This is a genomic window from Marinicauda algicola (assembly GCF_017161425.1).
Taxonomy (GTDB): domain Bacteria; phylum Pseudomonadota; class Alphaproteobacteria; order Caulobacterales; family Maricaulaceae; genus Marinicauda; species Marinicauda algicola.
On the sequence record NZ_CP071057.1, the window covers coordinates 2,625,847 to 2,651,159 of the forward strand.

Here is a 25,313-nt window from a genome sequence, read left to right on the forward strand (position 1 = left end):
TCAGCCGTCCTTCGCAACGAGCCCCTTGAGGACGTAGAGCAGCTCGTGCGCCTCGCGCGGGCTGAGCCCGTCCGGGTCGATCGCCTTCAGGCGTTCCTCGACCGCGCTGGGCCTGGATTCCGGCTCGGCCTGCACGGCGGAGAAGAGCGGCAGGTCGGAGAGGGCGGCCGCGGGCGTGTCGTCGCTTTCCAGGCGTTTCAGGATCTCCTTCGCGCGCTTGACCGCCGCGGCAGGGAGCCCGGCTCGGCGGGCGACCTCCACCCCATAGGAACGGTCGGCGGGGCCGGGCTGCACCTCGTGCAGGAAGACCAGCTCGCCCTTCCATTCCCTGGCTTTCAGCGAGACGTTGCCGCAGGCCTCGAGCTCGTCGGCGAGCCGCGTCAGCTCGTGATAATGCGTCGCGAACAGCGCGCGGCAGCGATTGACGGCGTGCAGGTGCTCCACCGCCGCCCAGGCGATGGAGAGGCCGTCATAGGTCGAGGTGCCGCGCCCGATCTCGTCGAGGATCACCAGCGCACGGGGTCCGGCTTGGTTGAGGATCGCGGCGGTCTCGATCATTTCCGCCATGAAGGTCGAACGCCCTCTGGCCAGGTCGTCGGCCGCCCCGACCCGGGAGAAGAGCCGGTCGACGAGGCCGATGCGGGCGGACGCCGCCGGCACGAACAGCCCGGCCTGGGCCAGGATCGCGATCAGAGCGTTCTGCCTGAGGAAGGTCGACTTGCCGGCCATGTTGGGCCCGGTGACGAGAAGCAGGCGCGCGGCCGCCTCGCCGGATGCATCCAGACGGCAGGCATTGGGCGTGAAGCGCTCGGCCTGGCGGCGCAGGGCCGCCTCCACCACCGGATGGCGTCCGGCCTCGATCTCGAACGCGCCGCTGTCGTCGACGCGGGGCCGGCAGGCGCCCGCCTCCTCGGCCCATTGCGCCGCGGCACTGGCGAGGTCGAGCTCGGCGAGGCCTTGAGCGGCGGCGCGTACGCTGTCGCTCAGCGCCTCCACGCGCGCGCGCAATTCCTCGAAGATCTCGAGTTCCAGCGCGATCGCACGCTCGCCCGCGGAGGCGATCTTCGCCTCCAGCTCGCCGAGTTCGGGCGTGGAGAAACGCACGGCATTGGCCATGGTCTGGCGATGGATGAAGGGCTCGACGCCCATCAGCGCGTCGGCATTCTTCGCGCTGACCTCGATGAAATAGCCCAGCACATTGTTGTGCTTGACCTTCAGCGAGGCCACGCCGCTCTGATCGGCATAGGTCTTCTGAAGGCCCGCCACCACGCGCCGGGACTCGTCCTTCAGCTTTCGCAGCTCGTCGAGGCCCGGCGCCCAGCCGGGCCGCACGAAGCCGCCATCGCGGGTCAGGAGCGGCGGCTCGTCCACCAGGGCGCGCTCGACATCCTGCACCAGCGCCGCGAGTCCGGGCCGGGCGGCTAGCGAGACCGCTTCGAGCTGTGACGCGACGAGGACCGGCGGCCGCGACCGGGGCGATCTCGCGAAATCGGCATTGAGCCGCTCGCCCTCGCGCAGGGCCCGGGCGAGCTGCAGCAGGTCGCGCGGCCCGCCCCGGTTGAGGCACAGCCGCGACAGGGCGCGCGCCGGGTCGCCGGCGCTTTTCAGACGCGCGCGCACCTGTTCGCGCAGCTCGCGCGTCTCGAGGAAGAAGGCCACCGCGTCGTGGCGCGCGCCGATGGCGTCGAGATCGGTCGAGGGCCGGGCGAGGCGCTCGGCGAGCAGGCGCGCGCCCGGCGCCGTCACCGTGCGGTCGATCGCATCGATCAGCGAGCCCTTGCGGCTACCCGCCATGGTGCGATCAATCTCCAGGCTCACCCGCGCCGCCGGATCGATCGCCATCGCCGCGCCGGCCGCCATCGAGCGCGGGGCGGAGAGCTTCGCCGGGGCGCCGGCCTGGGTCAGCTCGAGATAGTCGAGCAGGCAGCCGAGCGCGGCGATCTCGGCCCTGGTGAAATCCCCGAAGCTGTCGAGCGAGGCCACCTCGAAGCGCTGTTTCAGGCGCCGCTCGCCGGAGGCCGCATCGAACTTGGCGCGTACGCGCGGCGTGACCGTCGAGGCCGGGCAAAGCGCGCTTGCGAGTCTGGCGTCCTCGTCGGCGACGAGCAGCTCGGCCGGATTGAGCGCAGCGAGCTCGGCCTCGAGCGCCCCTTCCGGGACCGCGGACGACTGGAACACGCCTTCGGACACGTCCGCCCAGGCGAGCGCCGCCTCGCCGGTGGCGAGGCGCGCGAGCGCGGCGATCCGGTTGGCGCTCCTTGCGTCCAGCAGATCGTCCTCGGTCAGCGTGCCGGGGGTGACGATGCGCGTGATGGCGCGCTTCACGACGGACTTCGCGCCGCGCTTCTTCGCCTCGGCCGGATCCTCCATCTGCTCGCCGACGGCGACCTTGAAGCCGGCCTTGATCAGGCGGGAGAGATAGGCCTGCGCATTGTGCACCGGCACGCCGCACATCGGTATCGGCTCGCCCTGGTGCTCGCCGCGCTTCGTGAGGGCGATGTCGAGCGCCTCTGCCGCGCGCACCGCGTCGTCGAAGAACAGCTCGTAGAAATCGCCCATGCGGTAGAATAGCAGCGCATCGAGCGGGGCCTGCCCGCGCAGCTCGAGGAACTGCGCCATCATCGGCGTCGCCCCGTCGCTCGTCGGGAAGGCGCGCTCCATCATGCGCTTCGGGTCCTGGGCTTCGCTCATGCGCGGCACGTTAGCCGCACCGCCCGGCGGGGCAAGAGCGCGGGCGGGCCGTTTGTGCCGAGAGCTGTGGATGAGGCGCGCGCATCAGCAGTCCGTCCGCGTTGCCAGCGCGCGCGAAGCGGTTAGGCTGCGCGACACCGCCGGCAAGACGCACGAGAGAGGTCCATGAGCGAGCGCAAATCGAGGATCGACGACGACGAGGCCCTCGCCTTCCACCGTTATCCCACGCCGGGCAAGATCGCGCTTCGTGCGACCAAGCCGATGGCGACCCAGCGCGATCTCTCGCTCGCCTATTCGCCGGGCGTCGCCGCGCCGGTGCGCGCCATCGCGGAGAACCCCGACAGCGTCTACGACTACACGAGCAAGGGCAATTTCGTCGCCGTGATCTCCAACGGCACGGCCATTCTCGGGCTCGGCGATCTCGGCGCCCAGGCCTCCAAGCCGGTGATGGAAGGCAAGGCGGTGCTGTTCAAGCGCTTCGCCGATGTCGACGCCATCGACATCGAGGTGGAGGAGGACGATCCCGATGCCTTCGTGGAATGCGTTCGCCGCTTCGGGCGCACGTTCGGCGGGATCAATCTGGAAGACATCAAGGGCCCGGACTGCTTCATCATCGAGCAGCGCCTGCGCGAGCTTCTCGACATTCCCGTCTTCCACGACGACCAGCACGGCACGGCGATCATCAGCGCAGCCGGCATCATCAATGCCTGCGAGCTGACCGGGCGCGACATCGCCGATCTAACCGTCGTGGTGAACGGGGCCGGGGCGGCCGGGATCGCCGTGCTCGAACTCATCAAGGCGATGGGCGTCAAGCACGACAACGCGATCCTGTGCGACTCCAAGGGCGTGATCTACAAGGGCCGCACGCAAGGCATGAACCAGTGGAAGTCGGCCCACGCCGCCGACACCAAGGCGCGCACGCTCGCCGAGGCACTCGACGGGGCAGACTGCTTCATCGGGCTTTCGGTGAAGGGCGCGGTCGACAAGGCGATGGTGAAGTCCATGGCTGCCGATCCGATCATCTTCGCGATGGCCAATCCCGATCCGGAGATCACGCCGGAAGAGGTGCGCGAGGCGCGCTCCGACGCGATCATGGCCACCGGCCGGTCGGATTATCCCAACCAGGTCAACAACGTGCTGGGCTTTCCCTACATCTTCCGGGGAGCGCTCGACGTGCGCGCGCGCACCATCAACGAGGAGATGAAGATCGCCGCGGCCAACGCGCTCGCGGCGCTCGCGCGCGAGGACGTGCCCGACGAGGTCGCCGCCGCCTATCACGGCGCGCGGCCGACCTTCGGGCGCGACTACATCATCCCCGCCCCGTTCGATCCGCGCCTGATCAGCCATGTCCCGCCCTTCGTCGCGCAGGCGGCGATGGATTCGGGCGTGGCGAGGAAGCCGATTGCCGACATGGCCGCCTACAAGGCCGCGCTGGCGCGCCGGCTCGATCCGACCGCGGCGATCCTGCAGTCGATCCAGGATCAGGTCCGCTCGGGACCGAGGAAGACCATCGTGTTCGCCGAAGGCGAGGAGCCGAGCGTCATCCGCGCCGCCTTCGCCTTCCAGAACCAGGAGCTGGGCGAGGCGATCCTGATCGGGCGCGAGGAGACGACGCGGGCGAACATGCGCCTCGTGGGCGTGCCGGAGGACGCGATCCGCATCGTCAATGCGCGCCTGTCCGACCGCAATGCGGACTATGGCGACTGGCTGCACGCGCGGCTGCAGCGCCAGGGCTATCTGAAGCGCGACGTGCAGCGCCTGGTGAACAACGACCGCAACGTGTTCGCCGCCTGCATGGTCGCGCGCGGCCAGGCGCACGGCATGGTCACCGGCGTGACGCGCAACTATGCGCAGGCGCTCGGCGACGTGCAGCTGGCGCTCGATCCCGCGCCGGGCGAGCGGGTGATGGGGATGAGCCTGGTGCTGAGCCGGGGCCGCACCCTGTTCATCGCCGACACGAACGTCACCGAGTTCCCGCCCGCAGAGGCGCTCGCCGACATGGCCTGCCAGGCCGCCGCGGCGGCGCGCCGCTTCGGGGTGGAGCCGCGCGTGGCGCTGCTGTCCTATTCCACCTTCGGCAATCCGGCCGGCGACCGGGCGGAGAAGATCCAGGAGGCCGTGCGCCTGCTCGACGCCCGCCAGCCCGATTTCGAGTACGAGGGCGAGATGAACGCCGACGTCGCGCTCGATCCCGACCACCGGCGCATCTATCCCTTCTCGCGCCTGTCCGGGCCTGCCAACGTGCTGATCATGCCGGCGATCCACGCCGCCTCGATTTCCACCAAGCTGATGCGCGCGGCCGGCGGGGCGACCGTGCTCGGCCCGATGCTGCTGGGGCTCTCGCGCCCGGTGCAGATCGCCCGGCTCGGCGCGGGCGTCTCCGACATCATGACGCTGGCCGCGCTGGCCGCCCACGATCTGTCGGCGGAGGCGGAAGCAAACGGCGAGAAAGCCTAGGTCCTTGCCGCCTGGGGCTGCTGTTGCCTCGCCGTGCCCTTCGCCGCAGGCGAGCCGAACACCAGGATGATCGCCACGAGGATGGCGGCCGGGATCGCGTAGCTCGCCGTGATGAGGAAGAACGCCGTGTAGCCGACCGCATCGGCCATCAGCCCGGACCAGCCGGCGATGAACTTGTTGATGAAGGCGTAGAGCGAGGACAGCAGCGCGTACTGCGTCGCCGCATTTACCGGGTCGGTGAGCGAGGAGAGGTAGGCGATGAAGACCGTGCCCACGAAGCCGGCCGCGACATTGTCCGCGCTGATCACCACCAGGAGCTGGAGATTGTCCTGCGCCGTGGCCTGCGAGGCGAGCAGGGCGAAGGCGCCGTTGGACAGGAAGGTGATCACCGCGCCCGCGATCATCGCCTGCAGCACGCCGAAGCGGAAGGCGATGAGCCCGCCGAGAAACCCGCCCGCTATGGTCGCGATCACGCCCGGACCGGCCTGGATGCCCCCGACGATCGAGCGCTCGAAGCCGATGTCGGAATAGAGCGGGCTGGCCATCACGCCCATTGTGAAGTCGGAGAGCCGGTAGAAGGCGACCAGCAGGAAGACCGGCACCAGCCAGGGCCCGAGGCGCACGACGAACTGCCTGAAGGGCTCGACGATCGCTTCCCCGATCCGCCCGGCGAGGCTCGTCGCCTGGCTGATGCGCTTCTTCACCGCGTGCTCGGGCTCGCGCATGAGGAGGACGAGCGCGCCGCAGACCGCCATCGCAGCGCCCATCACCGCGAAGGAGAGGTGCCAGCCGATATAGTCCGACAGTACGAGGCCGAAGCCCGAGGCCATGATCGCGAACCGGTAGCCGAGCACGTAGGCGGCGGCCATGTTGGCCTGTTCCTCGCGCGGCGCGGATTCGATGCGCCAGGCATCGATCGCGACATCGAGCGTGGCGCCGGAATAGGCGAGCAGGAAGGCGCCGGCCAGCGTGCCGAGAAGGTTGGTGGCCGGATCGGAGCCGGCGATGACCAGGAGCCCGATCACCGTGCCGGCGATCGCGGTCATCATCCAGGACCTGCGCTGGCCGAACCGGGCGGTCAGCACGGGAAGCTTCAGCCGGTCGACCGCCGGGGCCCACAGGAACTTGATCGTGTAGGCGAGCGTGATCCAGTACATGAAGCCGATCGTGGTGCGGTCGATGCCGGCATCGCGCAGCCAGTAGGACAGCTTGGAGAACACCATCATCAGCGGCAGGCCGGACGCAAAGCCCAGGATCAGCATCGCCAGCATCAGCGGCTTGAGATAGACGCGCAGCGCCGCAAGCCAGCCGCGCTGGCGTTCCTCGAGCGTGGTTTCAGCCATGCGGTTCGTCCTTCAGACCGGTCTTACCCGACCCTTGCGCGCTTCTCGCCTTTGCACAAGCGGGCGAGCGCGCCAGCGAGCTTTTCCGGGTCGAGGGGCTTGGACAGGAAGTCGTCCATACCGGCTGCAAGACAGGCGGCGCGGTCGGCCTCGGTGGCGTTGGCGGTAAGCGCGATGAGGGCGAGGGTTTCGCCGCCCGGCAGGGCGCGGATCGCGCGCGCCGCGCCGCGCCCGTCGAGCCTGGGCATGCGCAGGTCGAGCAGGACGGCGTCGAACGCGCCCGCCCGCACGGCGTCGACAGCCGCCTGGCCGTCCCCGACCCGGGTCACCCTGGCGCCGAGCCGGGCGAGTACGCGCTCGCCGATGAGGCCGTTGACCGGATCGTCTTCGGCCAGCAGGAGGTTCAACCCGTCGAGCGGGCCGGCCTGCGCCGGCGCAGGCGCGGCTTCGGGCCCGGCCTGGGTCTCGGGCGGCGCGGGTTGCGGGCCGCGCCGGGTCGCGTGCTCGGCGAGCGAGCGGGCGCGTACCGGCGCGACGAGCCAGCCGTCGATTCCGGGCGGGCGGCGGGCCTGGCTGAACAGGTCCTTGGTTCGCGGCTGGGCGAGGGCGAGGACGTGCAACGCGCCCTCCGGATTGACCAGCCCGCCCGCGCGATCGGCCCAGACCTCGTCGAGCACGACGACGACATCGCCCCCCGCGGCGGCGATGACGCCGGCGATCTCGCCGACCTCGCGCGCGCATTTCACCGACGCGCCGAGGGCCTCGGCCTGGAGCCGCACGCCCTCGCGCTGGATGGGGCAGGGGCTCGCCACGACGAGCCGGCATCCGGCGAGCGGCCGGCCGGCGGGTTCGCCGGCATCCTCCCCCTCAAGCGGGAAGGCGAACCAGAACAGCGCGCCTTCGCCCGGTGTGGAGGTGAGGCCGACCTCCCCGCCCATCGCCTCGGCGAGCCGCTTGACCATGGCGAGGCCCAAGCCCGCGCCGGGGGCGGCGCTCTGCTCCGCCGCGCCGCGCTCGAAACGCTGGAACAGGCTCGCGCGATCGGCGCGCGAGATGCCGGGCCCGGTGTCCTTGACAGAGAGGCGCACGTGATCGCCGACGCGCTCGGCGCGGATCAGCACACCTCCGGTCTCGGTGAATTTCACGGCATTTCCGGCGAGGTTGAACAGAACCTGCTTCAGCCGGGCCGGGTCGGCTGTGATGAGGGGCGGGAGGTCGGCATCCACGGCATGGGCAAGCGAAAGCCGCTTCTCCGCCGCGCGCGTGGCCAGGAGTTCGCCGACCTCCTCCACGACCGCACGCAGGTCGGTCGGTTCGCGGCGCAGCTCCAGCTTGCCGGCCTCGAGGCGGGAGAGGTCGAGAATGTCGTCGATCAGGGAGAGGGCGTGTTCCCCGCTCGACATGATGGCGTCGAGATAGGCCGCCTGGTCGGGAGCGAGCGGGGTCTGCTTCAGGAGCCGCGCCGAGCCGAGCGTGCCCGACAGCGGCGTGCGCAGCTCATGGGTGACCGCCGCGAAGAAGACCGACTTGCCGCTCGCTGCTTCCGACAGCGCGGCGCGCGAGCGGCGCTCCTCGGTGACGTCGCGCCCCACCGAGACCGAGCCGCCGCCTGGCAGCGGGGTCTCGGCCCACTCGATGAAGGCCGCGCCCGAGCGCGTCGACATCGCGACATCGTAGCGCCGGCCCGCCCCGTCCTCGCCGAACTCGGGCGCGACGTCGAACCAGCGCCCGATCCAGTCCTGCGGCTCTCCGCCGAACGCCTTCAGGAAGCCGGCATTGACGTCGCTCACCCGCCCGGAGGCGTCGCGCACCATGACCAGCGCATCCATCGCGTCGAACACGGCGCGAAGGCCGGCTTCGGCGCTGGCCGATGATTGCCCGGGATGAGACTCGTCACGCATGCTCTCCTGATAGCGCGCGCCGCGTTAAGGAAAGCCTGAAAACCGCCCCGCAGCTGCCGTGCTTGACCTTGCCGCCCTCGCCGAGATGATGCGGGGCAACGAAGAACGGGAGAAGGCCATGATCCGCACCGCGCTCGCCCTCACGCTTGCCGCCGCCGCACCTGCGCTTGCCCAGGAGGCGCCGCCGCCGGGCGAGGTGATGAGGATCTACGATATCGTCGATGCGGTCTCGTCGGCGCGCATCGAGGCCGACATCCGCACGCTCGCAGGGTTCGGGACGCGCCACACCGCGTCGCAGACGGAGTCCGAGACACGCGGGATCGGCGCGGCGCGGCGCTGGATCCATGAGGAGTTCGAGCGCATCTCGGCCGCGTGCGGCGGCTGCCTTGAGGTGGTCTATGTCTCCGAGACGATCTCCGGCGAGCGCCGCATTCCCGATCCGGTCGAGGTGGTCTCGGTGATCGCGATCCAGCGTGGCACGCTCGACCCGGACCGCGTGGTGATGATGAGCGGGGATATCGACAGCCGCGCCAGCGACGTCATGGATGCCGGGGTCGATGCGCCCGGCGCCAACGACAATGCCTCGGGCGTCGCCGGCGCGCTGGAGGCCGCGCGCGTGCTCTCGCAGCACGAGTTCGCCGGGACCATCGTCTACGCCGCGCTGGCCGGCGAGGAGCAGGGCCTGTATGGCGGGGAGATTCTCGCACGCCATGCGCTGGAGCGGGGGTGGCGCGTCAAGGCGGTGCTCAACAACGACATGATCGGAAACATCGCCGGGATCGACGGCGTGATCGACAACAGCTCGATCCGGGTCTTCTCCGAGGGCACGCGGGCCGACGAGACGCCTGAGGAGGCGCGCATCCGCCGCTTCACCGGCGGGGAGGTGGACTCCCCCTCGCGCAACCTTGCCCGGTATATCGATCGGGTCGCGGACCAGTATGTGCGCAATCTCGACGTCATGATGGTGTACCGGCTCGACCGCTTCGGCCGCGGCGGCCATCATCGCCCGTTCAACGAGGCTGGCATGCCCGGTGTACGCCTGATGGAGACCCACGAGCACTATGACCGCCAGCACCAGGACGTGCGCATCGAGGACGGGCGCCATTTCGGCGACACGGTCGAATTCGTCGATTTCGACTATGCCGCGAAGGCGACCGGCCTGAACGCGGCGACGCTGGCCCTTCTGGCCGGGGCCCCGCCGATTCCGGCCGAGGTGACGATCGAGGGCGCAGTGAGCCCGGACACGACGCTGAGCTGGTCGGTGCCGCAGGGCGAGGCGGCCGGGAACCTCGCCGGCTACCGGGTGCACTGGCGGCTGACCGACGCACCGCAATGGACCCACAGCCGCTGGGTCGGGATGACGGATCGCGTCACGCTCGAGAACCTCGTCATCGACAATTACTTCTTCGGCGTCTCGGCGGTGGCCGGGGACGGCTCGCCGACGCCGATCGTCTTCCCCGGACCGGCGGGCGATTTCGGCGGATATTAAACCCCGGGGGCGTTCGCGCCGGCGCGCAGGCCGGGCCGGGAGACGGTCTGGCCCGTGGTGCGCACGCGTCTCGCGCTCAGCGCCTCGGCGATGTGAATCCGGCGTATCCCGTCCGCGCCGTCGAGATCGGCAATGGTGCGTGCGGTCCTGAGGATGCGGTGATAGCCCCGCGCGGTCAGGCCCATCGCCTCGGCAGCCTGGGCGAGCAGCGCCTTGCCCGGCGCCTCGGGGGCGCAGATGCGGTCGAGCGTGTCGCCGGACAGGCGGGCATTGAGCCCGCCGCGCGCCATCTGCACCTCGCGGGCGCGCGCCACGCGGGCGGCGACCTCGCTTGTGCCTTCCGCGGCCGGAGGCAGGGCGAGGTCGGCCGGGGTGACGGGCGGCACGTCGATCTGCAGGTCGATCCGGTCCATCATCGGTCCGGAGACGCGCGCCTGGTAACCCTGCGCGCATTTCGGGCCGCGGGCGCACGCCTCCCCGTTCTCGCCTGCCCAGCCGCAGCGGCAGGGATTCATCGCCGCGATGAGCTGGAAGCGCGCGGGATAGACGACGCGGGCGTTGGCGCGCACCACCGCGATCTCGCCGGTCTCCAGAGGCTGGCGCAGGGAATCGAGCACCTGCGGGTGGAATTCGGGCAGCTCGTCCAGGAAGAGGACGCCGTGATGGGCGAGCGAGGCCTCGCCCGGCTTGATTCGCGTGCCCCCGCCGACCATCGCCGCCATCGAGGCGGAGTGGTGGGGGGCGCGCAGCGGCCGGGTGCGGCTGAGCTGGCCGCGCTCCAGAAGCCCCGCGACCGACTGGATCATCGACACCTCGAGCAGTTCGCCGGCGGTCAGCGGCGGCAGTAGGCCGGGCGCGCGCGAGGCGAGCATGGACTTGCCCGAGCCCGGCGGACCGACCATCAGGAGATTGTGCCCGCCGGCCATGGCGACCTCGAGCGCGCGCTTGGCCGTCTCCTGGCTGCGCACATCCTTGAGATCCTTCACGCCGGGCCCGTCGACGAGTTCGCCCGGCGCAGGGCGAGACAGCGCCTGCCCGCCGCGGAAGTGATTGACCAGCTGGATCAGAGAGCGCGGCGCGAGGATGGGCAGCTGCCCTCCGGCCCAGGCCGCTTCCGGCCCGCTGGCCTCGGCGCAGATGAAGCCGACATCGTGCTCGCTCGCCAGCATGGCGGCGGGCAGGGCGCCCGGACTCGGCGCGATCGAGCCGTCGAGGCCAAGCTCGCCCATGGCGAGGTGTTCCTCGCCGGCCTCGGGCGGCAGCACGCCGAGCGCGATCATCAGCCCGATGGCGACGGGCAGGTCGTAGTGGGCCCCCTCCTTCGGACGGTCGGCGGGGGCGAGATTGACGATCAGGCGCTGGCTGGGCAGGGCGAGGCCGATGGCGGCGAAGGCGGCGCGCACGCGCTCGCGGCTCTCGGCGACGGCCTTGTCTGCGAGGCCGACGATGTTGAAGGCGGGCTGCCCCCCGGCGATCTGCACCTGGACATCGGTCCAGCGCGCCTCCGCGCCCTCGAAGCTCGCCGATGCCGTGCGCCCGCCCATACCCGCCTCCCGGAGAATTCGTTCAGTGAGCGAATATCCGCCTTTATCCGTCCGCCACGATCTTATCCACAGCACGCGGAAACAAGATCGATCAAACAGGGAACATTGTAAGAACGATTGGGGCGAAAGAGTCAAGCCACAGGCGAAATATTCCGGCAAGCTGTTGATAACGGCCCGGGATCTGCACCCTCAGCGGGCATGATCCGCGGGGGCGCGGAGAAAAGGCCCGGGTCGCTATCCGGCCGCAGGTACGTCGCACAGCTCGGCGCGGCGCTCGCCGCGCGGCTCCAGCACGGCGTCCTCTCCGGGCACGCGCACGAGGACCACGACGCGTTCCACCCCCTCCACCAGCGAAGCATGGCGCGTGGCCCGCTCGCGCTCGCCGGCGCTGCGCGCGAAGCCGAGCAGGTAGACCACCCCGTCGCGGGTCTCGATGTTGAAGTTGACGCTGCGCACCTCGCGGTCGGCGAGCAGCCGGCCACGCACCTGCTGGGTGACGACCGCGTCGCGCGCGGTGTCTGCAGGACCGCGGGCGCGCGCGATCTCGATCTCGTTGACGACCGAGCGCACGGCGGGCGCCGACCAGGTCAGGCATTCGGCGTGCAGCTTGTCTTCCAGGCGCGGCGCGGTGCCCGAAAGCAGGGCGATGCCTTCGGTCACCTCCACGTCCACGCCTTCGAGCGCATACCCCTCCGAGCGCAGCATGGCGGACTTAATCTGCATGGAGGCGTTGAAGTCGTCGATGCCGCGTCCCAGCGAGCGTCCCGGCTGCAGGCTGGTGCAGGCCGAGACGGACAGGGCGCAGAGGGCGAGGAGGGCAAGGCGGACCATGGCGGGCTCCGGAATTGTCGCGAGGGCGCGATCCTGACCGCGCCTTGCGGCGGGTTTACGGCGGCAGGGGTTAAGATTCGTCAACTATAGAAGGGTCAGCGCATCGCGCCCTTCCGCCTCGAACGCGCCGGGCAGATGGACCGGCAGGCGCCAGGGCACGGCGAGGACGAGATCGAAACGCGGCTGCAGCGCGTCATAGTGCCGGTGGCGGGCTCGCCACAGCCCGGCCGCGCGCAACAGCCGGCCGCGCTGGCGCGGGCTCAGGGCGAGGCGGGCCTCCTCGGTGGTCCTGCGCGTCTTCACCTCGATGAAGGCGAGCACGCGTCCGCGCCGGGCCACCAGATCGATCTCGCCCGCCCCGGTGCGCGCGCGCCGGTCGAGGACGTGCCAGCCCTGCAGGGAGAGCCACACGGCGACGAGCGTCTCGGCGCGCCGGCCGCGCCGCGCGGAGGCCCGACGCTTCGCCGTGCCCGGTCCGCGGGTCATCGTGCCGTCCCGCGCGGTTGCGAGCCGGGTCCGGCGAGGCTAGCTTTCGGGCCAAAGGGGCCGGGGAGCGGGGATCGAAGGACCGTCATGATGGAAAGAGTTTCGCGCACGCCGGCGCTGGCGCCAAGCCGGATCGCCGCCGCCCTCATCGCGCTGCTGGCCGTCGCCGCGTGCGAGACGGTGCCCGCCGGTCCCTCGCAGCCCTCCGCGCCGCCGCCCGTGGTGGGCGAGGCGCCGCCGCCGGCCACCTTGCCGGTCGACCTTGCCGACCGCGCCTTCACCCCGGCGCACATGCGCGGCGAAGGCCGCATCGCACGCGTCGCGCTGCTGCTGCCCTTCTCCTCGGACAACAGCGCCGTTCGCACGGAGGCCTCCAACATATTGCGCGCGAGCGAGCTCGCCCTGTTCGAGCGCGGCGGCGACAATCTCCTGCTCCTGCCCAAGGATACCGGCGGCACGCCGCAGGGTGCGCGCGCCGCGGCCGAGGCCGCGCTCGCCGACGGGGCCGACCTCATTCTCGGCCCGCTGCTTGCCGGCTCGGTGAGTGAGGTCGCCCAGGTGGTCGAGAATCGCGGCGTGCCCGTGATCGCGTTCTCCACCAACGCCTCGGTCGCCGGGGAGGGGGTCTATCTGCTGAGCTTCCCGCCGGGCGAGGAGGTGCGCCGCATCGTCGACTTCACAGCCGAGCGCGGCGCCACGCGCTACGCCTTCATCGGCCCGGCGAGCGAATACGGCTACACGGTCGCCGAGGCCTATCGCGAGCAGGTCGAGGCTCATACCGCCCACCTGCCCGGGCAGGAAATGATCACGCTCGTAGAGGAGCCGGACCTGCCGGAGGATGGCGCGGCGGACGCCGAGCCGCCCGAACCGGTCGAGATCACCGTGGTGCGCGAGAACGGCCTCGTCGCGCAGGAGTTCTACTCCGGCGGCGTCCAGGCGATGAACGAGGCCGCGGCGCGCCTTGCCCGGCTCGGCGTGGAGCCGCTCGATCCCGAAGATGCCGCGCGCATGAGCGGGCGCAACTGGCAGCCGAGCGACGTGCCGCCCTTCCAGGTCGTCATCCTGCCCGAGGGCGGGGACCGGCTGAGAACACTCGCGCCCGTTCTGATCTACCAGGACATCGACCCGCTGCTGATCAAGTTCGTCGGCACCGGGCTCTGGCGCGACGAGGCGACGGTGCGCGAGCCGGCGCTCGCGAACGGCTGGTTCGCCGGACCGGACCCGGAAGCGCGCGCCCGCTTCGAGACCGCCTACGAGGCGGTGTTCGATACCAGGCCCTCGCGCCTGGCCGGGCTCGGCTACGATGCCGGCTCGCTCGCCGCGCTGATGGCGGCCGAGGGAGAGTTCACCCGCGCCGCGATCGAGGATCCGAGCGGCTTCCTCGGCGTCGACGGCCTGTTCCGCTTCCGCGCCGACGGCACGATCGAGCGCGGGCTTGCCGTCTACGCCATCCGCAACAATGCCTTCCACGTGCTCGAGCCGGCCCCGGCCCGTTTCCCCACCGAGGATGAGCAGCGCCTGCAGGAGATGGAACGGGAGGCGGAGGCCGCGGCCCTGGAGCCGGCCGGGACGTTCTAGCCGCCCGGCGCGAGCGCCACGGCGAGGCCGTCGGCATAGAGCCGGCCGGCCCGCGTCAGCCGGGCGCGCTCGCCTTCCAGCACCAGAAGCCCCTGGCGGGCGAAGCGCTGCGCCTCGGCTTCGTCAACATCGTGGCCGGTCGCCGCGCGCAGCGCCGCCCGGTCGAACCCTTCGGCGAGGCGCAGGCCCATCAGCACGCGCTCCTGCGCGTCCTCGAGCGCGCTGATCGTTTCCATCGCCTGGGCCGTGCCTTTGGCGGCGCCTTCGACATAGCGTTCGGGCCGGTCGAGCGCGCTCGCTCCCAGGCGTCCGCCGGTGCGCGGCGCGCCGATGCGCGAATGCGCGCCCGGTCCGATGCCGATCCAGTCCGCCCCGGTCCAGTAGAGCCGGTTGTGGCGCGACTGATGCGCCCGCCCGCGCGCATGATTGGAGATCTCGTAGGGATCCAGCCCCGCGGCCTGCGTGAGCGTCTGCGTCACCTCGAACATGGCGGCCGCCGTCTCCTCCGGCGGGGCCAGGAGCGCGCCGCGCTCGGCCCGCTTCGCGAAGGCCGTGCCCGGCTCGATGGTGAGCTGGTAGAGCGAGAGATGGTCGAGCCCGAAGCCGAGCGCGCGAGTGAGCTCGGCTTCCCAGGCTTCGACGCTCTGGCCCTCGCGGGCATAGATCAGATCGATCGACACGCGCGGGAAGAGCGCCTGCGCGGCCGCCATCGCCTCTAGCGCGCCGGCTGTGCCGTGATCGCGCCCGAGCCGGGCCAGGCTTTCATCGTCGAGCGCCTGCACCCCGAGCGAGAGCCGCTCCACCCCGGCCGCGCGGATGCCGGCGAAGCGCGCCTTCTCGGCCGGATTGGCCTCCAGCCCGATCTCGGCGCCGGGCGCGAGGCCGAACAGCCGGCCGGCGGTCTCCAGCACCGCTTCGATCTGTGCAGGCTCCATCAGCGAGGGCGTGCCGCCGCCGAAATGCACACTGACCAGGTCGCGCGGCCCGGTGATCTCGCGCCAGCGGGCGAGATCGGCGAGCATGGCTTCGAGGAGCGGCGCGGTGTCGCGGCCCTTCGCGCGATAGACGTTGAAATCGCAATAGGGGCAGATGCGCGCGCAATAGGGCCAGTGGACATAGAGGCCGAGCGGGGCGGAGGGTGCGCTCACGCTGCGAACACCGCGGCGACCAGCCTGGCGAACGCATCCGCGCGGTGGCTGATGGCGCGCTTCTTCTCCGGGTCCATCTCGGCGAAGGTCTGCGTGTGGCCGTCGGGCACGAAGATCGGATCGTACCCGAAGCCCTGCTCGCCGCGGGGCGGCCAGACGAGCGTGCCCTCGACCGTTCCGGTGAACACCGCCTCCTTGCCGTCGGGATGAACGAGGGCGAGGGCGCAGACGAATCGCGCGCGCCGGTTGGTGTTGCCTTCGGCCCGCAGGGCGTTCTCGACCTTCTCCATCGCCCTGGCGAAATCGCGCTCCTCCCCGGCCCAGCGGGCGGAGTGGATCCCCGGCGCGCCGCCGAGCGCCTCCACGGCGAGCCCGGAATCGTCGGCGAGCGCGACCGCTCCCGAGGCGGCCGCCGCGGCGCGCGCCTTCAGCAGCGCATTGCCCTCGAACGTGTCCTCGGTCTCCTCGGGTTCGGGCAGGCCGGCTTCCCCCGCCCCGGTGACGCGGATGGCGAAGGGCGCGACGAGCTCGGCTATCTCCCTGATCTTGCCCGCATTGTGGCTCGCGATCACCCAGCGGTCAGCGTCCGCGAAGACATTGCTCATGGCCTGTCCCTTCATTTTCGCATAGCACCTTTCCGAAATTTCATATTGTTTTTCGATAATTTTTTGTTGCGTTCCGATAAGCGCGCTGCTACATATCCTCTCGAGACGGGGCGAACACCCCGCTCTGGCGCACCACCCCGGCGACAGACCGGACAGCGCCAAACGGTTGGTCGAAACACATGAACGTGGAGATATGAAAATGGTCAGGTCCTTCAATACCAGCGCGGCGGCCATGGTCGTCAACATCGTGCTCGTCGCGGGTGTGGTTGCCGGCGTCGCCGCAGCCCTTTCCTCGATGGTCGCGTGAGCGGTCGCGAAGCCAGTCCGGCGTCTTCGACTTGTCCTTTGCTCCCCTTGGGGATAGGTCAGAAGACGCCGGCCTGATGCGGCTGCCGCGAGCGCCGCGAAAACCCTGACCGGACGGGCCGTCCGGCGCGAGGCGAATGACGGGGGGAGTATGCCAGTTCTCAAGACGCTTGGTCCCGGATCGCTCGCCTCGATCCTGAAACGCCTGCTCGATATCCTGTACTATCTGCTCTGGGCCGCGCTCGGCCTGTCGAGCCTCGTAACCCTCCTGATCTTCTTCGCCGGCATCTACGGGCTCACCGGCATCGGGCCGGGCCTGCCTGGCGAACTGCGCGAACTGCTGCAGATGAGCGTGGTCGTGGCCCTGCCCTTCGCGATCGTCGGGCTGATTGCTCTGACCTTCATCGTGCACCGGCTGCGCCGCGTCTCCGAAACCCTGGTCGAGGGCGACCCCTTCGTACCGGAAAATGCCGGCCATCTGCGCGCGATCGCCTTCGCGATCCTGGTCTACCAGCTCATCTCCTATGCCGCACACGGCGTGCTCGGCCTGATGCTGACCCTGTTCGGCCGGCCGGTGGAGAGTTCGGTCAGTCTCGCCCCCGAGTTCAGCGTCAATCTCGGCGCCTGGTTCGCCGTGCTCGCCCTGTTCGTGCTCGCCGAAGTGTTCCGCGAAGGCGCCCGCCTGCGCGAAGAACAGAAGCTGACGATCTAGGGGGCGCGAGAACATGCCGATCCGCGTCACCCTCGACCGCATGCTCCTGGAGCGCCGCATGAGCCTCACCGAGCTGTGCGACCGTGTCGGCATCACCATGGCCAACCTGTCGATCCTGAAGACCGGCAAGGCCAAGGCCGTGCGCTTTTCCACCCTCGCCGCCCTGTGCAAGGAACTCGACTGCCAGCCGGGCGATCTCCTGCACTACGAGGAGGGCGAGGAGGATGACGAGGGCGACTAGCTCCCCAGCGCCCGGGTCTGCTTCGCGCACAGCTCAGCCACGCCGTCGCGCGCGAGACTGAACAGGGCCTGGAACTGTTCCCCGCTGATCGGCCGGTCCTCGGCGGTCGCCTGCACCTCGACCACCCCGCCATCGGCGGTGAAGACGAAATTGGCGTCGGCCTCGGCGACGCGATCCTCCTCGTATTCCAGATCGAGCCGGGCCTCGCCCTCGACGATACCCGCCGAGACGGCGGCCAGCTGGCCGAACACCGGATCGAGCTTGATGACCTCCTCCTCGACGAGCCAGCCGACGGCCTGCTTCAGCGCGAGCCAGGCTCCGGTGATGGCCGCGGTGCGCGTTCCGCCATCGGCCTGCAGCACGTCGCAATCGACGATGATCTGGCGCTCGCCCAGTGCCTTGAGATCGGTCACCGCGCGAAGCGAGCGTCCGATCAGGCGCTGGATTTCCTGCGTGCGGCCCGAAGGCTTGCCGCTGGTCACCTCGCGGCGCGTGCGCTGGTGCGTGGCGCGCGGCAGCATCGCGTATTCGGCCGTCACCCAGCCGCGGCCCTGGCCGCGCAGCCAGGGCGGGGTGGTCTCCTCCACGCTCGCCGAGCACAGCACGCGGGTATTGCCGAACACGGCCAGGCAGGAGCCTTCCGCATAGGGGCTCGCGCCCATCTCGAATGAGACGGGGCGCAGGGCATCGAGGGCTCTCTCGTTCGGGCGCATGGCGGCACTCCTGTGCAGGGGGGCGGGGGCGAGGCGATCGGACTTTTCCTAACGGAAGTTTTGCGGCTTGATAAGCGTTCCGGCCTGCGGAGCAAATTGCATCCGCGAAGAACCTCACCTAACTGTCGGAGCATGGACAAGGCGTCACCGATCGCATCCTCGCTGGCCGATCTCGACAAACGCTCGCGCGATATCTTCCGCGAGATCGTCGAGACCTATCTCGACACCGGCGAGCCGGTGGGCTCGCGCACGCTGTCGCGCTCGGGGCACATCGCACTCTCGCCGGCCTCGATCCGCAACACCATGGCCGATCTGGCCGCGGCCGGTCTCCTGACCGCGCCGCACGCTTCGGCAGGCCGCCTGCCGACCCATGCCGGCCTCAGGCTGTTCGTCGACGGGCTGCTGCAGGTCGGCGAGCTGTCCGAGGAGGAGCGCCGCGAGATCGACGACCGGGTCGCGAGCGCGGGCCGGCGCACCTCGGACGTGCTCTCGCAAGCCTCCTCGCTCCTGTCCGGGCTGGCCGGCGGCGCCGGGCTCGTCGCCTCGCCCAAGGCGGAGATCGCGCTGCGCCATGTGGAGTTCGTCTCGCTGTCGCCCACCGAGATCCTCGCCGTGCTGGTTTCCGAGAGCGGTGCGGTGGAGAACCGGCTGATGACCGCGCCGGCCGGGCTGCCTCCGGCCGCGCTGATCGAGGCGGGAAACTATCTCTCCGCGCGCCTGCGGGGCCGCACCCTGTCCGAGGCGCTGAAGGAGATTGCCGACGAGATCGCGCAAAAGCGCGCGCAGCTCGACGCCGCAGCGGCGAGCCTTGTCGAAAGCGGCCTCGCCGACTGGGGCGGGACCGACGACCGCACGCTCATCGTGCGCGGCCAGGCCAAGCTCCTGGAAAACGTCGAGGCTGCCGAGGATCTCGAGCGCATCCGCATCCTGTTCGAGGACATCGAGCGCAAGGAAGACCTCCTCGCCCTGCTCGACGAGGCGCGCAACGGCCAGGGCGTGCGCCTGTTCATCGGCAGCGAGAACTCGCTGTTCTCCCTGTCGGGCTCCTCGGTGATCGTGGCGCCCTACCGCGATCGCGACCAGAAGATCGTCGGCGCGCTCGGCGTGATCGGCCCGACGCGGCTGAACTATGCCCGCGTCATCCCGCTGGTCGATTACACCGCCCGCGTCGTCGGCCGCATCCTCGACGGGCCGCGCTGAACGCGCGCCCTTTCCTCTCCCCCATCATGCTGTAGAAGACCGATCCATGACCGACGAGAACCGCAAGACCGAAGCCGAGACCGAGACCGACGCCGTCGACGAGGCCCGGTCCGGGGACAATCCCGATTCCGGCCGGGCCGGCGAGAAGGAGACCGGCAAGAGCGCCGATCAGCTCGAGGCCGAGCTCGACGATCTGCGCGACCGCCTTCTTCGCGCCGTGGCCGATGCGGAGAACACCCGCAAGCGCGCCCAGCGCGAGATCAAGGACACGCGCGACTACGCCATTACCGGCTTCGCGCGCGACATGCTCGACATCGCAGACAATCTCACCCGCGCCGTCAATGCCGTCCCGGCCGAGGCCCGTGAAAGCGTGCCGGACTCGGTGAAGACCCTCATCGAGGGCGTGGAGATGACCGAGCGGCGCCTGCATTCCGCGCTCGAACGCCACGGGGTCAGGAAGATCGAGCCCGCCCCCGGCGATCCGCTCGATCCCAACCGCCACCAGGCCGCCGCCCAGGTGCCGGCCGATCAGCCCAAGGGCCGCATCGCCCACGTGATGCAGCCCGGCTACGTCATCGGCGAGCGCACGCTGCGCGCCGCCATGGTCGTGGTCAGCGCCGGCCCGGCGGAGAGCCGGGGCGAGGACAAGGGCAGCGAAGGCGATGGCGGCGGCGTGGACGTCAGCGCCTGAGATCCTGACGAAATTTTCATTTGATCACCCCGGGCGGAGGGTCATGCTGTCCCCTTCCGCACGGGAGGGAAAGATGATCGCAGCCCGTCTCGTCCTCGTCGCCCTGTGCGCGGGGCTTGTCCTGGCATCGCGTGCCGGGGCCGGCGGGTCTCATGACGACCCGATCGGAGCCGCGGCGCTCGACGATGTGCTCGAGCCGGCCGTGCGGGCCCTCGTGGCCGAGGCGTTCTCGGTCGTCGAACGTCACGGGGAGGAGGTCTGGCCGGGCTTCGCCGCTGCGCCTCGCCAGATCGTCGTGGCCACGCCGGGCCATGACGTGCTGCTGTGCCCGGACGGGCCCGTGTCCGGATTTGCCCCCCTGGGCCCCGACCCGGTGTCCGGGTGCGAGGCGTATGTCCGCGACCTGACCTTCCCCGAGCGCATCGCGGCCAGCTTTCCCGCGGTCGAGGGACGCCCGACCGTGGTGATCGGCCTACCGGCATTCCTCCAGGCCGAGCCGTTCGACTGGACGGTCACTGTGGTGCACGAGCGTTTCCACCAGTATCAGCAGGCCTGGCCCGGATATTACGCCGCCGTCGACGCTCTCGACCTCGCCGGCGGGGACGAGGGCGGAATGTGGATGCTCAACTATCCCTTTCCCTACGACGAGCCGCAGGTGGAGGCCGCCTTCGACGCCATGGCGGGGATGCTTCTGGCGGCCCTGGACGCACCCGATGACGGCGTCGAGGAAGCCGCTGCCGCCTACTGGGCCGCCCGCGAGGCGGCACGCCTCTCGGTGCCGGAGCGCGACTGGCGCTATTTCGAATTCCAGCTCTGGAACGAAGGCCTGTCGCGATGGACCGAGCGCGCGATCAGCGAGGCGGCCGGCCGCCACGACCCCGACTATGCCGCCCATGCCGAGCACGAACGCCTTTCCATGATCAATTCCCTGCAGGCGCTCCGCCAGGACGGGCTCGGCGCATGGAAACGCTCCGCGGTCTACGCGATCGGCGCCGGCGAGGGCGCATTGCTGGAGCGCATCAGGCCGGGATGGCGCGCGGCCTATTTCGCCGAACCGATGCAGACCGGCTCCTATTTCCGCTTCGATCCGGTCGAGCCTGGCGAGGGACGCTGAGGCTCACCGCCGCGCGATGATCCACACCGCGTGCACGATGCCGGGCACGTAGCCCAGCAGCGTCAGGAGGATGTTGATCCAGAACTGGGCGGTCAGGCCGACCTGCAGGAAGACGCCGAGCGGGGGCAGGAGGATCGCGGCGACGATGCGCACGATGTCGCGCCCGCTCACCTCTTCCTGGCCGGGCCGGCGGCGTTCGCGGGGGTCTTCCGAGCTATGGGCCATATCGGGGAACGTTCCTGTGCTGCTTGCCCGGTGAACGCCTCGCGCGCGCTCCCCGTTCGATCGCCGGCGCACATGGAAAAGGCCGGAGGCGGTGCCTCCGGCCTTGCCCGTGACGGCGTTCGGAGCCGATCAGTACGGCGTGCCCGGCGGGCAGTAGCGCAGATCGCCATTGCGCCAGTAGGTGCACCCCGTACGGTAGTTCTCGTAATAGTACCGGTCCGCGCTCTGGTCGTATATGAGCTCGGAATGCTGCTGGCTCTGGCGGCTCCAGGGGCAGGCATTGTCCTGCGTGCAGCCTTGGTAGGCGCCTGCCGCGGCCCCGGCGAGCGCGCCCACGGCGGCGCCTTCGGCCACGTCGACATCGCCGCTGACCGCGCCGACGATTCCGCCGAGCGCCGCACCGGCCGCCGCACCGCGCACCGCGCCGCGCTGCGTGTTCGGAGAGGTCTGGCAGGCCGCGAGCGCCAGGGCGGTCAAGCCGGCGGCGAGAAGGGTCAATATACGCATGGGTCGTCTCCCTCTTCTGAGTGGGGTCTCGAGGAAGACAACGCCGTCAGGCGGGCTGCGTTCCGCGATCTCCGGCCTGGCCCGCCTGTCCTTTCGTCACCCGGCGCAGGGTCAGGTTGATCCGCCCCGGCCGCCAGCCCGGCGGCAACAGCGTCGAGGTGCCCGGATAGATGCGGTCCACCCCGTGACGGAAGCGGCGCGCGGGACCGGCGAGGACGACGACGTCGCCGCTGTCCAGGGTGAGCGAGGTCGTCGGCCCCTTCGGTGTCGGGCCGCCGAGGCGGAACTTCGCGCTGTCGCCCAGCGAGACCGAGACGACGGGCGCGAACTTCGCGTCCTCGTCGGCATCGATGTGCTGTCCCAGCCTCGCGCCCGGCCCGTACCAGTTGACGAGGCAGGCCTCGGGCGGGTCGGGCCAGCCGGAGACCGCCTCCCACAGGTCGAAGAGCGCCTGCGGCAGGTTCGGCCAGGCTTCGCCGGTGACCGGATGGGCGGCCTGGTAGCGATAGCCGCGATCCTTGTCCGTGACCCAGCCGAGCGGGCCGAAATTGGTCATCCGCACGCTCATCTTCCGGCCCGTGCGCGGCATGGCGGGGGTGAAGAGCGGCGAGCGGTCGACGCGGGCGAGCACGGCCTCGACGAGTGCGGCCTGTGCGGCGCGGTCGAGATGGCCCTTGAGGAGCCTGAAGCCGGTTTCGGACTGGAGCATCGCCGCGAGATGGGCCCGCGGCGATGCCCGGTCAACCCGGATCTTGCTCCCTGCGCTCCTAGTAGCGCGGACGGTAGCGCGTGCGCGGCGTGCCGTTCTGCCAGTAGGTGTCGCCGGTGCGAAGGTCGGTGTAGTAGTAGCGCTGGGCCGCCGGATCCCACTGGAGTTCGGACTGGTTCGGATTGTTCCGGCTCCAGCCGCAGCCGCCGTCTCTCTGGCAGCCGGCATAGGCGCCGCCGGCCGCGCCGATCGCGCCGCCGATGAGGGCGCCGGTCTCCGCATCGCCCGAGCCGACATTGTTGCCGATGATGGCTCCGGCCGCGGCCCCTGCCGCACCGCCGATCGCCGCGCCCTGCAGGGCGGAATTGTTGGCACAGGCCGCAAGCGCGGCCGCGCTGACGGCAAGGGTCAGATATTTCAGCATGATGGCATCCCCGTTCATGTCTGGCGCTGCCCTCTGCGGGCAGCCTGAGCGCCGCGATCCTGCCCGGCCGCGATGGCGGGAATGGGGCGCCGATCGGGCGGTTTGGGGAAAATGGCCGGGCGGCGACCTGCAATAACCCGACTTTGCATCCGGGAGATTTGCGCCGCGCCCTTGCGCCCCTAGCGCGCCCTTCCTAAATCGCTTGGCAACGCGAGGGCTCACGCCTTCGTGATGAATTGACCGATTATTCCCGGGCCCACCGGCCCGCTGAAACGACCGAGCAGACAGAACTGGGGGGCGGACGCCGGACGCCGGTAAGAGCGCTTCGGGCTCCACCACGTCACCGCCCTGCCGCGAAAGGGAGAAAGACTACTCATGAGCAAGGTTATCGGCATCGACCTCGGCACCACCAATTCGTGCGTCGCCGTGATGGAAGGCGGACAGGCCAAGGTGATCGAGAATGCCGAAGGCATGCGCACCACCCCCTCGGTGGTGGCCTTCACCGAGGACGGCGAACGCCTCATCGGCCAGCCCGCCAAGCGCCAGGCCGTCACCAACCCGGACTACACCTTCTTCGCCATCAAGCGCCTGATCGGGCGCACCATGTCCGACCCGACGGTCAAGAAGGACAAGGAGATGGTGCCCTACGAGATCGTCGAGGGCTCCAGCGGCGACGCCTGGGTGAAGGGCCGCGACAAGAAGTATTCCCCGTCCGAAATCTCCGCCTTCATCCTGCAGAAGATGAAGGAAACGGCCGAGAACTATCTCGGCGAGAAGGTGGAAAAGGCCGTCATCACGGTTCCCGCCTACTTCAACGACGCCCAGCGCCAGGCCACCAAGGACGCCGGCAAGATCGCCGGCCTGGAAGTCCTGCGCATCATCAACGAGCCGACGGCGGCCGCGCTGGCCTATGGCCTGGACAAGCAGACCAACAAGACGATCGCGGTCTACGACCTGGGTGGCGGCACGTTCGACGTCTCCATCCTGGAGATCGGCGACGGCGTGTTCGAGGTGAAGGCGACCAATGGCGATACCTTCCTCGGCGGTGAGGACTTCGACCTTCGGATCGTCGACTACCTCGCCGACGAGTTCAAGAAAGAGCAGGGCATCGACCTGCGCAAGGACAAGCTCGCCCTGCAGCGCCTGAAGGAAGAGGCGGAGAAGGCCAAGAAGGAGCTGTCCTCGGCCACGACCTACGAGGTCAACCTGCCCTTCATCACGGCCGACCAGTCCGGTCCCAAGCACCTGAACATCAAGCTCAGCCGCGCCAAGCTGGAGACCCTCGTGGAGGATCTCATCAAGCGCACGATCGATCCGTGCAAGGCGGCGCTGAAGGATGCCGGGGTTTCGGCGAGCGATATCGACGACGTGATCCTGGTCGGCGGCATGACCCGCATGCCGAAGGTCCAGGAGGCGGTGAAGTCCTTCTTCGGGCGCGATCCGCACCGCGGCGTGAACCCGGACGAGGTCGTCGCCATGGGCGCGGCCATCCAGGCCGGCGTGCTGCAGGGTGACGTCAAGGACGTCCTGCTGCTCGACGTGACCCCGCTCTCGCTCGGCATCGAGACGCTGGGCGGCGTGTTCACCCGCCTCATCGACCGCAACACGACGATCCCGACGAAGAAGTCGCAGACCTTCTCTACCGCCGACGACAACCAGACCGCCGTGACGATCCGGGTGTTCCAGGGCGAGCGAGAGATGGCGGCCGACAACAAGCTGCTCGGCCAGTTCGACCTGGTCGGCATCCCGCCGGCCCCGCGCGGCGTGCCGCAGATCGAGGTCACCTTCGACATCGACGCCAACGGCATCGTCAACGTCTCCGCCAAGGACCAGGCCACCGGCAAGGAGCAGCAGATCCGCATCCAGGCGTCCGGCGGTCTCTCCGAGGAGGAGATCGAGAAGATGGTCAAGGACGCGGAGAAGAACGCCGAGGAAGACAAGAAGCGGCGGGCCCGCGTCGATGCGGTCAACAATGCCGAGGCGCTCATCCACCAGACCGAGAAGCAGCTCGAGGAGTATGGCGACAAGGTCGGTGCGGAGAACAAGTCCGCGATCGAAACCGCGCTGAAGGAGCTGAAGGAGGTCAAGGACGACGAGACCGCGTCGCCCGAGACCATCCAGCAGAAGACCCAGGCCCTGATGCAGGCCGCCATGAAGCTCGGCGAGGCCATGTACGCCCAGCAACAGGGCGGCGGCGAGGCCGGCTCGGAAGAGAGCGGCGAAGCCGGGAGCGAGGACGTCGTCGATGCCGAATTCACCGAGGTGAAGGACGACGAGGACTCCGACAAGAAGAAGAGCGCGTAGGCCCTGAGCGGTTTGACGTGATGTGAAGCGCCCCTCGCCATCCCCCGGTCCCGGCCCGTGTGCCGGACAGGGCGGATGGCGGGGGCTTTTTGCG

22 protein-coding genes are annotated in these 25,313 nt (G+C 69.9%); 9 read left to right on the forward strand and 13 right to left on the reverse strand.

Going from position 1 to position 25,313, the window contains the following annotated elements; genetic code table 11:
* Positions 1–2,664, reverse strand: a complete 2,664-nt coding sequence (mutS, locus tag JW792_RS13045; protein ID WP_192900974.1) for a DNA mismatch repair protein MutS — start codon at positions 2,662–2,664, stop codon at positions 1–3.
* A 192-nt stretch (positions 2,665–2,856) separates the two neighbouring features.
* Here mutS and JW792_RS13050 point away from each other — a divergent pair, with 192 nt between their 5' ends.
* Positions 2,857–5,148 (forward strand): NADP-dependent malic enzyme, encoded by a 2,292-nt coding sequence (locus JW792_RS13050; RefSeq protein WP_135995424.1) that lies wholly within the window; start codon positions 2,857–2,859, stop codon positions 5,146–5,148.
* Here the strand turns inward: JW792_RS13050 and JW792_RS13055 are convergent.
* Complete coding sequence (locus JW792_RS13055; protein WP_135995423.1) at positions 5,145–6,491, reverse strand: AmpG family muropeptide MFS transporter; 1,347 nt, start codon at positions 6,489–6,491, stop codon at positions 5,145–5,147. The genes JW792_RS13050 and JW792_RS13055 overlap by 4 nt on opposite strands.
* Positions 6,492–6,514: 23 nt before the next feature.
* The gene (locus JW792_RS13060; protein ID WP_135995422.1) at positions 6,515–8,392 is read right to left on the reverse strand and encodes an ATP-binding protein; all 1,878 of its coding nucleotides are present in this window, start codon (positions 8,390–8,392) and stop codon (positions 6,515–6,517) included.
* 118 nt (positions 8,393–8,510) lie between these two features.
* Between JW792_RS13060 and JW792_RS13065 the strand changes: the two genes are divergently transcribed.
* A complete protein-coding gene (locus JW792_RS13065; RefSeq protein ID WP_135995421.1) occupies positions 8,511–9,881 on the forward strand; it encodes a M28 family metallopeptidase in 1,371 nt (456 codons plus the stop codon).
* Here the strand turns inward: JW792_RS13065 and JW792_RS13070 are convergent.
* The 3 genes from JW792_RS13070 to JW792_RS13080 form a co-directional block, all read right to left on the reverse strand.
* A complete protein-coding gene (locus tag JW792_RS13070; protein ID WP_135995420.1) occupies positions 9,878–11,425 on the reverse strand; it encodes a YifB family Mg chelatase-like AAA ATPase in 1,548 nt (515 codons plus the stop codon). The two genes, JW792_RS13065 and JW792_RS13070, sit on opposite strands and share 4 nt — an antisense overlap.
* Before the next feature lie 234 nt (positions 11,426–11,659).
* The gene (locus tag JW792_RS13075) at positions 11,660–12,256 is read right to left on the reverse strand and encodes a BON domain-containing protein (protein WP_135995419.1); all 597 of its coding nucleotides are present in this window, start codon (positions 12,254–12,256) and stop codon (positions 11,660–11,662) included.
* 84 nt (positions 12,257–12,340) lie between these two features.
* Positions 12,341–12,742 carry a YraN family protein gene (locus JW792_RS13080; protein WP_135995418.1) on the reverse strand — a complete coding sequence of 134 codons (402 nt, stop codon included), beginning with the start codon at positions 12,740–12,742 and terminating at the stop codon, positions 12,341–12,343.
* An 87-nt stretch (positions 12,743–12,829) separates the two neighbouring features.
* Between JW792_RS13080 and JW792_RS13085 the strand changes: the two genes are divergently transcribed.
* Complete coding sequence (locus tag JW792_RS13085) at positions 12,830–14,320, forward strand: penicillin-binding protein activator (protein WP_135995417.1); 1,491 nt, start codon at positions 12,830–12,832, stop codon at positions 14,318–14,320.
* Here JW792_RS13085 and hemW read toward each other — a convergent pair.
* Complete coding sequence (hemW, locus tag JW792_RS13090) at positions 14,317–15,468, reverse strand: radical SAM family heme chaperone HemW (RefSeq protein WP_135995416.1); 1,152 nt, start codon at positions 15,466–15,468, stop codon at positions 14,317–14,319. The two genes, JW792_RS13085 and hemW, sit on opposite strands and share 4 nt — an antisense overlap.
* The gene (gene rdgB, locus JW792_RS13095) at positions 15,465–16,073 is read right to left on the reverse strand and encodes an RdgB/HAM1 family non-canonical purine NTP pyrophosphatase (RefSeq protein ID WP_135995415.1); all 609 of its coding nucleotides are present in this window, start codon (positions 16,071–16,073) and stop codon (positions 15,465–15,467) included. Before rdgB ends, hemW begins: the two co-directional genes overlap by 4 nt.
* A 457-nt stretch (positions 16,074–16,530) precedes the next feature.
* On the opposite strand from rdgB, the gene JW792_RS13100 reads away from it, so the two are divergent.
* Together JW792_RS13100 and JW792_RS13105 are read left to right on the forward strand one after the other, a co-directional pair.
* The gene (locus JW792_RS13100; protein WP_135995414.1) at positions 16,531–17,091 is read left to right on the forward strand and encodes a DUF2975 domain-containing protein; all 561 of its coding nucleotides are present in this window, start codon (positions 16,531–16,533) and stop codon (positions 17,089–17,091) included.
* 13 nt (positions 17,092–17,104) lie between these two features.
* Complete coding sequence (locus tag JW792_RS13105) at positions 17,105–17,332, forward strand: helix-turn-helix domain-containing protein (protein ID WP_135995413.1); 228 nt, start codon at positions 17,105–17,107, stop codon at positions 17,330–17,332.
* On the opposite strand, the gene rph is transcribed toward JW792_RS13105, so the two are convergent.
* Complete coding sequence (gene rph, locus JW792_RS13110) at positions 17,329–18,045, reverse strand: ribonuclease PH (protein WP_135995412.1); 717 nt, start codon at positions 18,043–18,045, stop codon at positions 17,329–17,331. The two genes, JW792_RS13105 and rph, sit on opposite strands and share 4 nt — an antisense overlap.
* A gap of 132 nt (positions 18,046–18,177) precedes the next feature.
* On the opposite strand from rph, the gene hrcA reads away from it, so the two are divergent.
* The 3 genes from hrcA to JW792_RS13125 all read left to right on the forward strand — a co-directional run bounded on the left by hrcA (position 18,178) and on the right by JW792_RS13125 (position 21,050).
* Positions 18,178–19,245 carry a heat-inducible transcriptional repressor HrcA gene (gene hrcA, locus JW792_RS13115; protein WP_135995411.1) on the forward strand — a complete coding sequence of 356 codons (1,068 nt, stop codon included), beginning with the start codon at positions 18,178–18,180 and terminating at the stop codon, positions 19,243–19,245.
* A 46-nt stretch (positions 19,246–19,291) separates the two neighbouring features.
* A complete protein-coding gene (gene grpE, locus JW792_RS13120; protein ID WP_135995410.1) occupies positions 19,292–19,936 on the forward strand; it encodes a nucleotide exchange factor GrpE in 645 nt (214 codons plus the stop codon).
* A gap of 73 nt (positions 19,937–20,009) precedes the next feature.
* Complete coding sequence (locus JW792_RS13125) at positions 20,010–21,050, forward strand: hypothetical protein (RefSeq protein WP_135995409.1); 1,041 nt, start codon at positions 20,010–20,012, stop codon at positions 21,048–21,050.
* 3 nt (positions 21,051–21,053) lie between these two features.
* Here JW792_RS13125 and JW792_RS13130 read toward each other — a convergent pair whose 3' ends face one another.
* The 4 genes from JW792_RS13130 to JW792_RS13145 form a co-directional block, all read right to left on the reverse strand.
* A complete protein-coding gene (locus JW792_RS13130) occupies positions 21,054–21,221 on the reverse strand; it encodes a YqaE/Pmp3 family membrane protein (RefSeq protein WP_241095124.1) in 168 nt (55 codons plus the stop codon).
* A 183-nt stretch (positions 21,222–21,404) separates the two neighbouring features.
* Positions 21,405–21,782: a YMGG-like glycine zipper-containing protein gene (locus tag JW792_RS13135; protein WP_135995407.1), complete on the reverse strand. Its 378-nt coding sequence runs from the start codon at positions 21,780–21,782 to the stop codon at positions 21,405–21,407.
* 46 nt (positions 21,783–21,828) lie between these two features.
* Positions 21,829–22,491: an alpha-ketoglutarate-dependent dioxygenase AlkB family protein gene (locus tag JW792_RS13140; protein ID WP_135995406.1), complete on the reverse strand. Its 663-nt coding sequence runs from the start codon at positions 22,489–22,491 to the stop codon at positions 21,829–21,831.
* Between the two features lie 58 nt (positions 22,492–22,549).
* Positions 22,550–22,933 carry a glycine zipper domain-containing protein gene (locus JW792_RS13145; protein ID WP_241094974.1) on the reverse strand — a complete coding sequence of 128 codons (384 nt, stop codon included), beginning with the start codon at positions 22,931–22,933 and terminating at the stop codon, positions 22,550–22,552.
* Between the two features lie 357 nt (positions 22,934–23,290).
* Here JW792_RS13145 and dnaK point away from each other — a divergent pair, with 357 nt between their 5' ends.
* Positions 23,291–25,219 carry a molecular chaperone DnaK gene (gene dnaK / locus JW792_RS13150; RefSeq protein WP_135995404.1) on the forward strand — a complete coding sequence of 643 codons (1,929 nt, stop codon included), beginning with the start codon at positions 23,291–23,293 and terminating at the stop codon, positions 25,217–25,219.
* Positions 25,220–25,313 lie beyond the last annotated feature (94 nt).

Bases quoted from the DNA above. Each gene is read 5' to 3' on its own strand.
- rdgB (WP_135995415.1), bottom strand. From the start codon at position 16,073: ATGAGCAATGTCTTCGCGGACGCTGACCGCTGGGTGATCGCGAGCCAC.
- rph (WP_135995412.1), bottom strand. From the start codon at position 18,045: ATGCGCCCGAACGAGAGAGCCCTCGATGCCCTGCGCCCCGTCTCATTC.
- JW792_RS13050 (WP_135995424.1), top strand. From the start codon at position 2,857: ATGAGCGAGCGCAAATCGAGGATCGACGACGACGAGGCCCTCGCCTTC.
- JW792_RS13135 (WP_135995407.1), bottom strand. From the start codon at position 21,782: ATGCGTATATTGACCCTTCTCGCCGCCGGCTTGACCGCCCTGGCGCTC.
- grpE (WP_135995410.1), top strand. From the start codon at position 19,292: ATGACCGACGAGAACCGCAAGACCGAAGCCGAGACCGAGACCGACGCC.
- JW792_RS13060 (WP_135995422.1), bottom strand. From the start codon at position 8,392: ATGCGTGACGAGTCTCATCCCGGGCAATCATCGGCCAGCGCCGAAGCC.
- JW792_RS13145 (WP_241094974.1), bottom strand. From the start codon at position 22,933: ATGAACGGGGATGCCATCATGCTGAAATATCTGACCCTTGCCGTCAGC.
- JW792_RS13140 (WP_135995406.1), bottom strand. From the start codon at position 22,491: ATGCTCCAGTCCGAAACCGGCTTCAGGCTCCTCAAGGGCCATCTCGAC.
- JW792_RS13105 (WP_135995413.1), top strand. From the start codon at position 17,105: ATGCCGATCCGCGTCACCCTCGACCGCATGCTCCTGGAGCGCCGCATG.
- JW792_RS13100 (WP_135995414.1), top strand. From the start codon at position 16,531: ATGCCAGTTCTCAAGACGCTTGGTCCCGGATCGCTCGCCTCGATCCTG.
- mutS (WP_192900974.1), bottom strand. From the start codon at position 2,664: ATGATGGAGCGCGCCTTCCCGACGAGCGACGGGGCGACGCCGATGATG.
- JW792_RS13080 (WP_135995418.1), bottom strand. From the start codon at position 12,742: ATGACCCGCGGACCGGGCACGGCGAAGCGTCGGGCCTCCGCGCGGCGC.
- JW792_RS13070 (WP_135995420.1), bottom strand. From the start codon at position 11,425: ATGGGCGGGCGCACGGCATCGGCGAGCTTCGAGGGCGCGGAGGCGCGC.
- JW792_RS13055 (WP_135995423.1), bottom strand. From the start codon at position 6,491: ATGGCTGAAACCACGCTCGAGGAACGCCAGCGCGGCTGGCTTGCGGCG.
- JW792_RS13075 (WP_135995419.1), bottom strand. From the start codon at position 12,256: ATGGTCCGCCTTGCCCTCCTCGCCCTCTGCGCCCTGTCCGTCTCGGCC.
- JW792_RS13085 (WP_135995417.1), top strand. From the start codon at position 12,830: ATGATGGAAAGAGTTTCGCGCACGCCGGCGCTGGCGCCAAGCCGGATC.
- JW792_RS13065 (WP_135995421.1), top strand. From the start codon at position 8,511: ATGATCCGCACCGCGCTCGCCCTCACGCTTGCCGCCGCCGCACCTGCG.
- hrcA (WP_135995411.1), top strand. From the start codon at position 18,178: ATGGACAAGGCGTCACCGATCGCATCCTCGCTGGCCGATCTCGACAAA.
- JW792_RS13125 (WP_135995409.1), top strand. From the start codon at position 20,010: ATGATCGCAGCCCGTCTCGTCCTCGTCGCCCTGTGCGCGGGGCTTGTC.
- dnaK (WP_135995404.1), top strand. From the start codon at position 23,291: ATGAGCAAGGTTATCGGCATCGACCTCGGCACCACCAATTCGTGCGTC.